Origin of the sequence: Curtobacterium sp. MCLR17_043, assembly GCF_003224215.1 — a bacterium.
Lineage (GTDB): Bacteria > Actinomycetota > Actinomycetes > Actinomycetales > Microbacteriaceae > Curtobacterium > Curtobacterium flaccumfaciens.
The window spans coordinates 56,225-68,765 of record NZ_QKLH01000004.1; the positions used below are offsets into that span (position 1 = coordinate 56,225).

The following is a 12,541-nucleotide window of genomic DNA, read 5'->3' on the forward strand; positions in this document are numbered from 1 at the left end:
GCCGCACCTTCCGGTCCTCGACGGCACGCGGGCGTTACGCTGAACGGACCATGACCGCCGTCCTGCTGCTGCTCCGCGCCACCGCCGCGCTGGTGCTCGGCGACCCGGCCGCCGGGGTGCTGCCCCTGCTGGCCGTCGCGGCACTCGGGCTGACCGCGGTCGCCGTGACCGTCGTCGTCGCCCGGCTGCTCGTCGCGGTGCTGGCAGCCGTCCTCGGGGTCGGATCGGCGTCCGTGTCGGACCGGTCGGCGGTACCCGACCTGGTCACCCGGATCGGGTGGAGCCACCCCGACGCGGACGGCCACGTCCGCTCACGGGCACCGGGGGTCGCGACCCCGGCCTGACCACCGACCGGTGGCCGGGCCGCTCGCGCACCCCGCTGACCCACCACCGATCGGAACCGTCATGGACCTGTCCACCCTGCCCCTCGTCGGCCCGCTGCTGCACGGCGGCGCGGACCTCGTCACCGCCCTCACCGCGGCGCTCTCCCCCGTCGCCGGCTCGTTCGCCGCGGCGATCGCCGTCGTGCTCCTCACCCTGGCCGTCCGCCTGGTGCTCGTCCCGCTGTCCGTGCTGCAGGTGCGGGCGGAGCGGGACCGCCGGCGCCTCGCACCACAGCTCGCGGCGCTGCGGAAGCGGTACGGCCGCGACACCCAGCGCCTGCAGCGGGCGATGCAGCAGCTGTACACCGACGAGAAGGTCTCGCCGCTGGCCGGCTGCCTGCCCGTCCTGGCGCAGGCACCCGTCGTGTCGCTCGTCTACGCCCTGTTCACGCACGCCTCGATCGGCGGCACCGCGAACGCCCTGCTGGAGGCGACGCTCGTCGGGGTTCCACTCGGCCACTCGCTCGTCGTCACCCTGACGTCGCCGCTGTGGGTGCACGCCTGGGTGGTGCTGGTCCTGCTGGCGGTGCTCGCGGTCGTCGTCGAGCTCAGCCGCCGGTCGAACGCCCACTGGAACCCGGTGCCGGCACCGGAGCCGGGCGTCCCCGGCGCCGCCGCGACCGCCGCCGTGGGTCGGTACGTGCCGTTCGTCACGGTCGTCTTCGCGGCGATCGCACCGCTCGCCGCCGCGCTCTACGTCGTGACGAGTGCGGCCTGGACCTCCGGCGAACGCGCCGTGCTGCGACGGGTGGTCCGCTAGCCGCCCTGGCCCTCCTGCTGCGGTCCCTGGTCGACCGGGTCGTACTCGGTGCCGCGGCCCTGCTCCTCGTCGGCGGTCGGCACGTGGCGTTCCGTGCCGGCACCGCCGGGGCTGGTCGCGACGTAGTCGGCCTCGCCGGACTGGGTGTCGTGGCTCAGCGGCTCGAGGGTCTCGGCGTCGGCGTCGTGCTGCGGCATGGGGTCGGTGCTCATGCACCACGCCTACTCCCTCGTTCTGGGTGCGCGCGCACGGCTCGGCGGTGCCACGATGGACCTGTCCACGCGACCGGCAGAGCGGGAGTGCGCATGGCCCACGACGACGTGGCAGCGGAACGGGCACGGCTCGAGGCCGTCGCCTGGGGAGCAGGATCGAGCCCGGCGGACGCGGCGCGCGCCCGGATCGCCCTGCAGGACCTGGAACGCGGACGGCGACCCCGCGCGCGTGCGGTCGCGACGGCGCGGGATTCCCTGCCGGGAGGCCCGGATCCGGTCCGCACGTCCGTCCCGTCCGCGACGGGGTCGGGTCCAGGGCACGCGTCCGTACCCACGCAGGTGCCCGCGCCCGGTCCCGTGTCCTCGCCCGCCGGCGTGGCTGCCGTGCCTGCTGGAGCCGACGTGTCGGAGGTGACCGACGGCGGTGGGGGCGACCACGTCGACGACGCGCGGGGCGTCGGCGGGGACGAGCCGGGCCTCCAGGCCGAGCCGACCGGACGGACCCGGTGGCGGCGGTGGTTGTGGACGGAGCGGCCACGCGCCTGGATCGCGGGCGGCGCGGCCGCGGCGGTGGGCGTCGCGTTCGCCGCCGGGACGCTCGTCGGGACCGCGCGACCGGACGTCGTCGCAGCGCCGAGCGTCACGCCGACAGCGGGGACGATCACGCTCGAACAGCTGCTCGACGTCCCGCAGACGTACGCCGACCAGCTGCCGGGGCCGGTCGCTGCGCCGGTGAGTCTCCACACGACGCGACTGGTCTTCACGAACCGGGCGCTCGACGGCGGGACCGCCGAGACGCCCTGGAACGTCTGGGCCGGCATCGGGACCGACCGGTCGACGATCTGCCTGGTGGCGACGGCGGACCGCATCGAGTCATCGACGGCGTGTTTCCCGCGGCAGGCGGCGCTGCACGGATCGGTGTCCATGTCGGCGCAGTCCAGGAGCGGCACGTTGACGATCGAGCTGCGCGGCGGCGGGGTCCAGGGCCGGGTGACGAACGAGTACTGAGCGGGCGATCAGTACCTGAGTGTTCCGTTGGAGCGCTCCGATGTATTTGCTGGATGCCCTCGCGAGAGTCGTTCCATCGTGCAACACTGGATGAGCGCACTCGTCGTGGAGTCGTACCCACATCATCCACATCCGCCAGCGAGCGCGCCCCGCAGACCCTCCCGGTCACCGCCGTCAGAACGAACGGCATCGTCGCGCGCTCCACCGTGCCTCGGAGGAGGTCAGCAGCGTGTCCACCAACACCACCACCTCGGCCGTGTCGACCCACACGCGGCCGATCACCGTCACCAGCCAGTCCATCGTCGGCATCGCCGTGCTCGGACTGGCCACGTTCTTCGCCATCACCACCGAGCTCATGCCCGTCGGGCTGCTCGGCACGATGAGCGCCGACCTCGGAGTGACCGAGGCCACCATGGGCATCGTCATCACCGTGTACGCCGCGGCCGTCGCGCTCCTCGCGCTGCCGCTCACCGCGTTCACCGCGAAGCTGCCCCGCAAGACCGTGCTCGTCGCCACGCTCGTCGGCTACACCGTGTCGAACCTGATGGTCGCGCTCGCGCCGTCGTTCGCCGTGGTCTGCGCCGGACGCGTCGTCGGCGGCATCGCGCACGCACTGTTCTTCTCGGTCGCCTCGGCGTACGCCACCCGGATCGTGCCACCGCGGCTGGCCGGGCGCGCGATCGCGTTCGTGTACTCGGGCAGCTCGCTCGGGTTCGTGCTCGGTGTGCCCGTCGCGACCTGGGTGGCGCAGCACATCGGCTGGCGCCAGGCCGTGTTCTCCGTCGGTGTCGCCGCAGCGGCACTCGCGGTCGTCGCCCTGCTGTTCCTCCCCGCCGTCCGCGGTGCCTCGTCGCCGCACACCGGGTCGCCGAAGGCCTGGGCGCGCACCGGACTGCTGTCCGTCGTGATCGCCGACATGCTCCTGTTCGGCGGGCACTACGTCGTCTACACCTACATCGGGCCGTACGCGATCGACGCCGGGCTCGACGCCGGCATGGTCAGCGGGGCACTGCTCGTGCTCGGTGGCACCGGTGTCGTCGGGCTCTGGCTCGCCGGCATGTTCGTCGACCGTGCGCCCCGGCAGACGCTGATCGCCTCGGTCGCCGTGATGGTCGTGGCCTTCGCGACGATGCCGTTCGTGCACGGCTCCCTGATGGGGACGATGGTCGTCGCGGGCATCTGGATGGCCGCGAACGGCACGACCGGCACGCTCTTCATGGCCGCGGCGATCCGTGCCGGAGGCGTCTCCCCCGACATCGCGGGCGCGCTGGTCAACGGGGCGTCGAACATCGGCATCGCCGGTGGTGCGGCGTTCGGCGGGCAGGCCCTCGGGATCGTCGGGCTGCAGTACCTGCCGTTCGCCGGTGCCGCGGTGCTGGTCGGGGCGCTCGGGGTCGTCGTGCTGGCGCGCCGCGGGTTCCCGGTGCACTCGCACGCGCAGGAGCACCTGTCCACCTCGTCCATCGAGGCCATCACGTCGTCGCTCGCGGTCGTCACCACGTCGGTGCCGGTCGTCGGGCGGGCGATCCAGACGGTCACGGGGTCGATCGGTGTCGTCACGGGTTCGGTGCGGCGGCCGCGGACGCGGTAGAGGCGGTGCGGTGCCCGGGCCGCGGGCGCGGGTGCGTTCGCCGAGTGGTCGCGACATGCCGTTGGCGTGGCGTCGGGGTCGCACGAACTGTCGTCTGACAGGTCGGCGGGCGACGGTTTCTGACCCCTCGGCGTCCCCGCGGCGGCGCGTTGTGCGCTTGCGGCGGACGCGCGCGGTGCCCGGCCCCCGAGTGGTCACGACATGCCGTTGGCGTGGCGTCGGCGTCGCACGATCTGTCGTCTGCGGGGTCGGCGGGCGACAGTTCGTGACCCCTCGGCGAACGCGGGCGGCGTGTTGTGCGACCGCGGCGGGGGCGTGCGGCCCGGCGCCGAGTGGTCACGACATGCCGTTGGCGTGGCGTCGGCGTCGCACGATCTGTCGCCTGACGGGTCGGCGGGCGACGGTTCGTGACCCCTCGGCGGACGCGGGCGGCGTGTTGTGCGACCGCGACCGCGACCGCCGCCACCGCGCCCGCAGCCCGGTCAGTCCTGCAGGTGGTCCGTGCGGCGGCGGTTGCGCACCGCGCGGTAGGTCAGCAGCGCCGCACCGAGCAGCACGAGCACCCCGGCGGCGATGAGCCCCGGCCCGAGGTCCGCCCCCGTGTACGCCAACGGTCCACCGTCCCCCGCGTCGCCCTGGCCCGAGACCGGCGCGGAGCCAGAGCCCGAGCCGGCAGCAGGGCTGGTCGGAGCCGCCGAAGCAGAGCCACTCGGCGACGGCGACGGAGCAGGAGCAGGCGCCGGACCCGCCGCGGCCCGCACCACGAACGCCAGCGGCGTCGCGGCCCCGGACTCCGGGGTGACGACGGTCGCCGTCTCGGCCCCCTCGACGTCGACCGAGACGGCGTACTCCGTCGTGGGCTCCAGGCCGGTCAGGTCGAACGCACCGTCGTCGTCCGTGACGACCGACACGGGATCGCCGGACTGCGGGTCCGTCGGAGTCGCGACGACCTCGACGTCCGGAACGGGTTCGCCGTTCGTGTCGGTGACCGTGCCGGGCTGGTCGGTCGTGACCTCGGCTGCGGGGGCTGCGGAGGCGAACGGCAGGTCAGACGAAGCACGCTCGCCGGCGACGGCCGTCACACCGGTGTTCGAGGTCGCCCCGGTCGCCCCCGGCGCCGGTCGTTCGGTCCGGACGGTGTACGTGCCCGCCGCGGTGGCGAAGACGTAGCGACCGTCGGCATCGGTCTCCGTCGATGCGACCACGATGCCCGTGCCGTCGACGAGCTCGACCACTGCGCCGGCGGGCACGGGTGCACCGTCGAGCGAGACCACACCCGCGACCGTCGCGACGACGGCGGCCGGGGCGTCGATCTCGTCGGGGACCGCGGGTGCCGCGTCGACGTCGCCGGTCGTGATGGTCACGGGTGGCTCGTCGGCGACGGACACGTCGAGCTCGGTGTCCGCCGGCAGGTCCGAGCCGGTGTAGACGCCGTCGCTGTTCGTCGTCGTGTCGACGAGGACGTCCCCGGAGTCCGGATCGGTGATGACGACCTCGAGGTTCGAGACCGGTCGGCCGTCCTCGTCGACCACGGTGCCGATGACCGACACGGTGTCCTCCGGCGACGTGAACGCGAAGTCGGCCTGCTGGTCCACACCGCCCGGTGAGCCTGCCTGGGCGAGGGAGACCCTCGTGGGCTGGTCAGGGCCCTCGGCACCGTTCGGCGGGGTGATCTCGACGCGGTAGTTCGCAATCACCGGCAGCTGCGGGAACGCGTAGGTGCCGTCGGGGTTGGTGGTCGTCGTGTAGACGGTGCCGCGCGGAGCGGTGACGCGGACGATCGCCCCGGGGATCGGCGCTCCGTCGAGGGTCGCCGTGCCGGTGATCGCGGCGGTGCGGTTGGCGAACCAGGTCTGGTACACCGGGAACCCGCTGCGCTGCTGGTACGTGATCGTCAGGCTGGTGAGCGACACGGTCGGCGTGAACCACGCCGTGGCACCGGCGGTGTCGACCGCGCCGGTGTTGCCCGTCAGGGTCCGGGTGGCCGGGTCCCAGGTGGGCCGGTCCTGCCCGGTCGTGCCGTCGGGGTCGGCGGTGCACGACGGCCCTCCGGCGACGGCGGCCGAGCACGAGTTGTAGGAGCTCACGTAGCCGAGCTGCTCCGCGGTCGCGGCGCCACCCCCGGAGACCGTGGCCGAGATGGTCGCCCGGTCCGCGTCGACGTCGCCGAGCACGAACGACCAGCTCTGGGCACCCGGCGTCGGCTCGGCGAACGTGTAGGTGGTCGTCGAGGCGCCGGTCGTGGGCGAGTCGACGTTCGGCCGCTGGTTCATGTAGGTCTTGCCGCGGCTGGTCCCGTAGACCGCGCCCGACGGGGTCGACGCCGACTGCCAGGTCGATGCCCCGCTGACGACGGTCGACTGCCGGGAGTCCGACGTGAAGGTCGTCTCGGGGAACCCGGCGAGCGTCATCGTGCCGGTGTAGGCCCGGCTCGCTCCGCTGAGGGTGAAGGTCCCCCAGTTGCCGACCGGCTCCGCCGACGCACTCGTCGCGCCGCCGATCGCGAGTCCTGCTCCGAGCGCCAGGGCCGTCAGCCCAGCCGTGACCGCGCGCCAGCGCTGCATGTGTACTCCCCTGCTGTGGCGCCGGAGAACCCGACACCCCCTCAGACTATCCAGCGGGCGAGGCTCGTGTCCGGGGCACGACACGAGCAAGAAGGTCCCGCCGAGTGGTCACGACCTGCCGCGTGCCGGTCGCCGGGTGGCCGAGAAGTGTCGGCTGGAGGGCCGCCGGACGACAGTTCGTGACCACGCGACCAAACCGAACGGCGCGTCAGGAACCGCCAGCACCGCAGCCCAGCGCCACCAGGGCGTCGAGCGCCGCGACCTGGCCGGCCACCACCAGCTCCCGCGCCTCGTCGAGGCCGACCCACCGTGCGTCGTCCACCTCGGGCACCTCCACGAACCGCCCCGACCCGCGCGGCAGCTCGAGCCGCACGGTGTTGCTCCGCACGGTGTCGACCGAGAATCCCGACGCCCGTGCCGCGAAGACCCGCACGCGCTTGCCCGACGCCTGCCGGAACTCCCCCAGGTCGGTCAGGTCCGCGGCGGTCACCGGTGCGGGCACGCCGATCTCCTCGGCGAACTCGCGCAGCGCGGTGCCGAGCGGCTCCTCGCCCGCCTCGACCAGCCCCTTCGGGATCGACCAGGCACGCGGCCGGTTCCGCCAGAACGGCCCGCCCATGTGCGCGAGGAAGACCTCGGGCCCGGACGGACCGGTCCGGTGCAGCAACAGTCCGGCGCTCACGACCACGTCCCGAGACTACGCAGACCCGGCCGGGAGGCCCGGATCACCACACACGCGCCGCGCACCACCCGACGTGCCCGGTTCCACCGCCGGTTCCCCACGTCCGCGCCGGGAGTACCGTGTGGCGCACGGAGCGCCGTGTGACGCCCCCGGAGGACCTGCGATGGAGGAGGCCGATCGGGATGGACGAACGATGGACGACGGTGACGCTGGCCGCGGACGCCGCGATGCCGCACGACGAGGCGCTGCGGTGGATCGCCGCCCGCGCGGACAGCGGGATCGAGCGGATCCGGATCATCGGTGCCGACCCGGCGATCGAGGGCCCCCGACCGGTCGCCGACCGCCTGGCCGAGGCCGCTCGTGCCGCCCTGCCCGGAGTCACCGTCGAGGTGCACCGGCACGCCGGACCGTTCGCCACCGCTCTGGTCGAGGAGTCCGAAAGCGGCGATCTGCTGGTGATCGGGACCTTCCGGAGCCGACGGGGTTCGACCGCCGGCGGCGACCCGGCGCGGGTCGCGGTCCGCGCGGCCGTGCCGACCGTGATCGTCCCCGAGGGCCCGCACCCGATCGACGGCGACGTGGTGCTGGCCGTCGAGGAACCCATCGACGAACGGGCCGTCTCGATCGCCGTCGCAGAGGCCGTCCGGCTGCACCGACGACTGACGCTGCTCCGGGCGTGGGAGATGCCCGTGCTCACCCGGACCGGACTCACCGACTTCGCCGAGGATCCCCTGCGGTGGCGCGCCCGGAACGCCGAACTGCTGCAGCGGGTCACCGAGGACCTGACCGCGCGGTTCCCGGCGGTGCGGATCCGGCCGCTGCTCGTCGAGGGACACCCGGGGCACGCCATCGCCTCGCGCACCCGGCGGGCGTCGCTCGTGGTGCTCGGACGGGGACACGTGCGGGTGCTGTCCGGCGCACTCCTCCACGACGTGGTCCGTGAGACGGCGGCACCGGTGTGCGTCGTCCCTCCGGCGGCGCACACGGACAGCGCGGGGTCCGGACGGGTCAGCCGGCGAGTTCCCGGATCGCGTCGGCCATCTGGTCGGTGAGGTACGCGACACCGCGGCCGTTCGGGTGCAGGGCGCCGGCCTTGAGGTCGATGCGTCGCAGGTCGCTCGAGCCGGTCAGGCTGACGCCGGCGACGTAGCGCTCGTCCGCCGGGGCGCAGGCCGAGTGGGACTCGGTGCGTTCGAGGACGTCGACGAACCGCACCCCGGCGGCGTCGGCGGCGGATGCGGACACGGCGTCGAGCTCCTCCTGCACACCGTGCAGGTACGCCACGTCGTCGTCGGTGAACGGGAAGGTGTCCGAGGGGAACGACCCCGCGAGCGTGCCGAGGTCGAGCGCCGAGCGGAAGCAGCCCTTCGCCGGGGTGTGCTCGGCGTCCGGGAAGATCGCCGGGTACCCGAGGAACACGACGACGGCGTTCGGCGCGGCCCGTTGCACCGCTGCGAGGGTGTCGGCGATCCCGAGCGCGACCCGCGACTGGATCTTCACGCTGAGCTGGTCCTCACCGTCCTGCACGAGCGTGCTCTCGCACGACGGCGCGTCGCGTCCGGAGAACACCGGGCCGTCGGCCGAGATCGCCAGGCACGACGCGGCGGTGCCGAACAGGTCCGCGTCGTTGCCGCCGATCGTCAGGGTCACGAGCCGGGTGCGCGACGACAGCGACTCGATCTGGGGTGGGACGCCCGTGAACTGGTGTCCGGTCATGACGTCCTCGCTGGTGGCGCCCGCGCACGTGACGTCGGTCAGGTCGAGGCCGAACCGCGCCGCGAGCCGGTGCGGGTAGTCACGGGCCGACTGCACGCACGCGCTCGTGGGCAGCCGCGTCCGGTCGCCGAGTCCGTAGCCGGCGGAGTACGAGTCACCGAGGGCGACGTACTCGCTGCCGGGCGGGAGGTCGGCGAGCGATTCGGTCGGGTCGTCCGGCACCGGGTAGGGCTGCGGGACGGGCCACATCGGCGCGGCCGACGCGGGTTCCACCGGCCCCGGTGTCGCGACACCGGCCACCACCAGCCCGACGACGGCGACCGCCGCCAGGGCGGCGAGCAGCGTCGTACGGGCGGTGCGGAGCAGTTGCGGCCTCCGGGCGGGTGCGGCGGATCGGTCGGTCGGGTGGGGTCGGTCGGTGGGGCGGGACGGGCTCAGCGGCGTCCGAGTCGGCGTTCGCCACCGCTGCCGGTGCGGTACTCCAGCCCGTAGTGCTGGAACAGCTCGGGCTCGGTCGCGGCGTCGAGCTCCCCGTCGGTCGAGATCGACGGGGCGTCCTTGACGAGCTTCTTCGGGAACGTCACGCGCAGGTGCTTCGGGGCGACGGTGGCGCCGAACAGCGGGACGAAGACGAGCTTCTGGAACCCGACCATGCCGGTGGTCAGGGCACCGAACGCCGGCTCGGACGTGGCGGTGTCGTAGTAGATGCTCTCGAGCGTGCCGACCTTGTCGTCGGCCTCGTCGACGACCGGCAGACCGATCCAGTCACGGATGTTCGCGGCTTCGAACACGAAGGACTCCCTCCGAGCGTCCGGCAGGTCCGGGTGGCTCTCGGTCGACGCTACCGCCCGGCCGCCTGAGCGGTCACCCGGAGCCGGTCCACCGCGCCGAGCACGTCGTCCGCGGTCACGGCCAGGATCGCCGGATCCGGGTCCTCGGCGAAGACGTCGCCGCGACGGACCGAGGCGTCGGTGAGCACGATGTGCGGACCGGTCGACGGCGGGCCCCACGCCTCGGGCGGGGCCGGGCCGAACAGCACGACCGACGGCACCCCGTACGCGGACGCCAGGTGCGCAGCGCCGGTGTCCACCGTGACGACGAGCCGCGCCGCGGCGATCACCGCGGCGAAGGCCTGCAGGTCCAGGGTGCCGGCCAGGACCGCCTCCGGCGCCAGGCCGGCCGCGTCGGCGACGGCACGGGCGCGCACGACGTCGTCCGAGCCTCCTGTCAGGACCACGTCGGCACCGCGCGCCCGGAGCCCGCGCACCACGTCGGCGAAGCGGTCCGTCGGCCAGTGCCGCGCACCGTGGAAGGCGCCCACGTGCACGACGGCCGCGTCGGCGACCACCGGCGGCTCGGCGGGGCGGTCGATGTGCACCTCGGTGGCGTCCGCCTGGATGCCGTGCCACGTGAGCAGGTCCGCCCAGCGGTCGCGCTCGTGCACGTCGTCCGGCCACTCCGGGCCCTCGTAGTCGTGGGTCGGGTCGGCGTGCCCGATGACCCGGCGCGGGGCGAGCGCGGCGACGAGGTCCGAGGACTCCGGGCCGGCGCCGTGCAGGTTGACGGCGATGTCGACGGCACCGTGCGGCACCGCGATCGGGTGGTCGAGACCGTGCTGGGCCAGGTGGACGTCCACCGCCGGCACGAGTTCGACGACCGGCGACAACCACGCCGTGGTGGCCAGGGTGATGCGGTGGTCGGGGAACGCGCGGCGGAGCGCGTGCAGTGCGGGGACGGCGACGAGCAGGTCGCCGAGCTTGATGGCACGGAGGACGAGCAGTTCCGGGCGTCCGTCGGGTTCGGGCAGCTTCTCGAGGGCGGTCACCGCCGCGACGGTAGACCCGACACGCTGACGGTCCTGCCGGGACCGCGCTCCGCGGCTCTTCCTGGGGCGGTCCCCGGCCGTGGACCGGTAGTCACGGAGCATGGCCCTCGCACCGGACCGCGTCATCCGCGGCCTGCTCCTCGACCGCGACGACACCCTCGTGGTGGACGTCCCGTACAACGCCGACCCGCACCTGGTCGTCCCGGTCCCCGGTGCCCGCCGCGCCGTCGACCGGGCGCGTGCCGCCGGGTTGCAGCTCGGCGTCGTCACGAACCAGTCGGTGATCGCGAAGGGCATGGCCACGCGCGAAGAGGTCGACGCCACCAACGCCAGGGTCGACGAGCTCGTCGGCCCGTTCGACGTGTGGTGCGTCTGCCCGCACGACGCCGGTGACGACTGTGCCTGTCGGAAGCCCCGGCCCGGGATGGTCCTCGACGCCGCCGAGCGGCTCGGCATCCCGCCGGAGTCGATCGTCGTCGTCGGAGACATCGGCGCCGACGTGCAGGCTGCCCGGAACGCCGGCGCGCAGGGGATCCTCGTGCCCACCCCGCGCACCCGCGCCCAGGAGATCGACGAGGCCGACACCGTCGCCGCGGACCTGGACGAGGCCGTCACCCTGGTGCTCGAGCACGTCGGCAGCGTGGCGGACCGGGCGTGAACGCCGGTCGGCGCGTCCTCGTCGCCCGGCTCGACTCGTTCGGCGACGTCCTGGTCGCCGGCCCCGCGGTGCGCGCGGTCGCCGCCGGTGCCGCGCACGTGACGATGCTGTGCGGACCGCAGGGGGCGCCGGCCGCCGACCTGCTGCCCGGCATCGACCGGGTGCGGGTGTGGGCGGCACCGTGGGTCACCGAGACCGCACGCCCGATCGACGACGCCCTGCTCGCCGAGTTCCGCGCGCTGGTCGCCGAGGAACAGCCCGACGAGGCCGTCGTCCTGACGTCCTTCCACCAGTCGCCCCTGCCCCTCGCGCTGCTCCTGCGCCTGGCCGGGGTCCCCCGGGTCTCCGGGGCCTCGGTCGACCACCCCGGGTCGCTGCTCGACGTGCGGCTGCGCCCCGGCGAGGACCTGCCCGAGGACCTCCCCGAGCCCGAGCGCGCGCTGCGGATCGCCGAGGCGGCCGGGTTCCGGCTGCCGCCGGACGACGACGGGAGGCTCGCGGTGCGCCACGACGCCGTCCCGCCCCCGCCCGTGGCCGGCCTCGACCGCTACGTGGTCGTCCACCCCGGAGCCAGCGTCCCGGCACGGTCGTGGCCGGAGTCCCACCACCGTGCGCTCGTCGCCGCCTACGCCGAGCGCGGCGTCCCCGTCGTCGTCACCGGCTCCCCCGGCGAACGCGCGCTGACCGCCGCCGTGGCGGGTGACACCGGCATCGACCTCGGCGGCCGCACCAGCCCCGCCGAACTCGCGGCCGTCCTCGCCGGCGCCGAGGTCGTCGTCGTCGGGAACACCGGTCCGGCCCACCTCGCCGCGGCCGTCGGGGCGCCCATCGTGAGTCTGTTCTCGCCGGTCGTCCCCGCCGTGAAGTGGGCGCCGTACGCCCCGCTCGTCGAACTGCTCGGCGACCAGGACGCACCGTGCCGGCTCAGCCGCGCTCGCGAGTGCCCGGTCCCCGGCCACCCGTGCCTGTCCGGAGTGCGCATCGCGGACGTCCTGGAGGCCCACGAGCGGCTCCTCGACCGCGTTTCGCGGACTGATCGGAGAAGTCTGCGGGGCGGCCCAGAAGGCGCTGCGTAGCGTGCGCCACTGCTTCTCCTGCTCCTTCTCCTGCTGCTCCGGCAGCGGTGGGGAGCGACCCCATCG

At 74.2% G+C, this 12,541-nt stretch carries 13 protein-coding genes; 7 read left to right on the plus strand and 6 right to left on the minus strand.

Features of this window, described 5'->3' with window-relative positions; translation table 11 throughout:
- Nucleotides 1-50: 50 nt before the first annotated feature.
- Nucleotides 51-344, plus strand: coding sequence for a hypothetical protein (locus tag DEJ03_RS05040; protein WP_110863747.1), 294 nt, complete (start codon nucleotides 51-53; stop codon nucleotides 342-344).
- 61 nt (nucleotides 345-405) lie between these two features.
- Complete coding sequence (locus tag DEJ03_RS05045; RefSeq protein ID WP_110863748.1) at nucleotides 406-1,143, plus strand: membrane protein insertase YidC; 738 nt, start codon at nucleotides 406-408, stop codon at nucleotides 1,141-1,143.
- Here DEJ03_RS05045 and DEJ03_RS05050 read toward each other — a convergent pair.
- A complete protein-coding gene (locus tag DEJ03_RS05050; RefSeq protein ID WP_027465592.1) occupies nucleotides 1,140-1,355 on the minus strand; it encodes a hypothetical protein in 216 nt (71 codons plus the stop codon). The genes DEJ03_RS05045 and DEJ03_RS05050 overlap by 4 nt on opposite strands.
- Nucleotides 1,356-1,757: 402 nt before the next feature.
- Here DEJ03_RS05050 and DEJ03_RS05055 point away from each other — a divergent pair, with 402 nt between their 5' ends.
- Nucleotides 1,758-2,363, plus strand: a complete 606-nt coding sequence (locus tag DEJ03_RS05055) for a hypothetical protein (protein WP_146237654.1) — start codon at nucleotides 1,758-1,760, stop codon at nucleotides 2,361-2,363.
- Nucleotides 2,364-2,592: 229 nt separating this feature from the next.
- A complete protein-coding gene (locus DEJ03_RS05060) occupies nucleotides 2,593-3,954 on the plus strand; it encodes an MFS transporter (protein WP_110863750.1) in 1,362 nt (453 codons plus the stop codon).
- Between the two features lie 482 nt (nucleotides 3,955-4,436).
- Here the strand turns inward: DEJ03_RS05060 and DEJ03_RS05065 are convergent, their stop codons facing one another.
- Nucleotides 4,437-6,518: a collagen binding domain-containing protein gene (locus DEJ03_RS05065; protein WP_110863751.1), complete on the minus strand. Its 2,082-nt coding sequence runs from the start codon at nucleotides 6,516-6,518 to the stop codon at nucleotides 4,437-4,439.
- 208 nt (nucleotides 6,519-6,726) lie between these two features.
- Entirely contained in the window at nucleotides 6,727-7,206 is a 480-nt protein-coding gene (locus DEJ03_RS05070; protein WP_110863752.1) for an NUDIX domain-containing protein, read from the minus strand.
- Between the two features lie 176 nt (nucleotides 7,207-7,382).
- Between DEJ03_RS05070 and DEJ03_RS05075 the strand changes: the two genes are divergently transcribed.
- A complete protein-coding gene (locus DEJ03_RS05075) occupies nucleotides 7,383-8,252 on the plus strand; it encodes a universal stress protein (RefSeq protein ID WP_110863753.1) in 870 nt (289 codons plus the stop codon).
- On the opposite strand, the gene DEJ03_RS05080 is transcribed toward DEJ03_RS05075, so the two are convergent.
- The 3 genes from DEJ03_RS05080 to DEJ03_RS05090 all read right to left on the minus strand — a co-directional run bounded on the left by DEJ03_RS05080 (nucleotide 8,209) and on the right by DEJ03_RS05090 (nucleotide 10,741).
- A complete protein-coding gene (locus tag DEJ03_RS05080) occupies nucleotides 8,209-9,189 on the minus strand; it encodes an SGNH/GDSL hydrolase family protein (RefSeq protein ID WP_146237655.1) in 981 nt (326 codons plus the stop codon). The two genes, DEJ03_RS05075 and DEJ03_RS05080, sit on opposite strands and share 44 nt — an antisense overlap.
- Before the next feature lie 161 nt (nucleotides 9,190-9,350).
- Nucleotides 9,351-9,707, minus strand: coding sequence for a PRC-barrel domain-containing protein (locus tag DEJ03_RS05085; protein WP_027465587.1), 357 nt, complete (start codon nucleotides 9,705-9,707; stop codon nucleotides 9,351-9,353).
- Nucleotides 9,708-9,757: 50 nt separating this feature from the next.
- On the minus strand, nucleotides 9,758-10,741 hold the full coding sequence (locus tag DEJ03_RS05090) for a glycosyltransferase family 9 protein (RefSeq protein ID WP_110863755.1): 984 nt from the start codon (nucleotides 10,739-10,741) through the stop codon (nucleotides 9,758-9,760).
- A gap of 100 nt (nucleotides 10,742-10,841) precedes the next feature.
- Between DEJ03_RS05090 and DEJ03_RS05095 the strand changes: the two genes are divergently transcribed.
- Nucleotides 10,842-11,399, plus strand: coding sequence for an HAD-IIIA family hydrolase (locus DEJ03_RS05095; protein ID WP_110863756.1), 558 nt, complete (start codon nucleotides 10,842-10,844; stop codon nucleotides 11,397-11,399).
- Nucleotides 11,396-12,475 carry a glycosyltransferase family 9 protein gene (locus tag DEJ03_RS05100; RefSeq protein WP_110863757.1) on the plus strand — a complete coding sequence of 360 codons (1,080 nt, stop codon included), beginning with the start codon at nucleotides 11,396-11,398 and terminating at the stop codon, nucleotides 12,473-12,475. Before DEJ03_RS05095 ends, DEJ03_RS05100 begins: the two co-directional genes overlap by 4 nt.
- Nucleotides 12,476-12,541 lie beyond the last annotated feature (66 nt).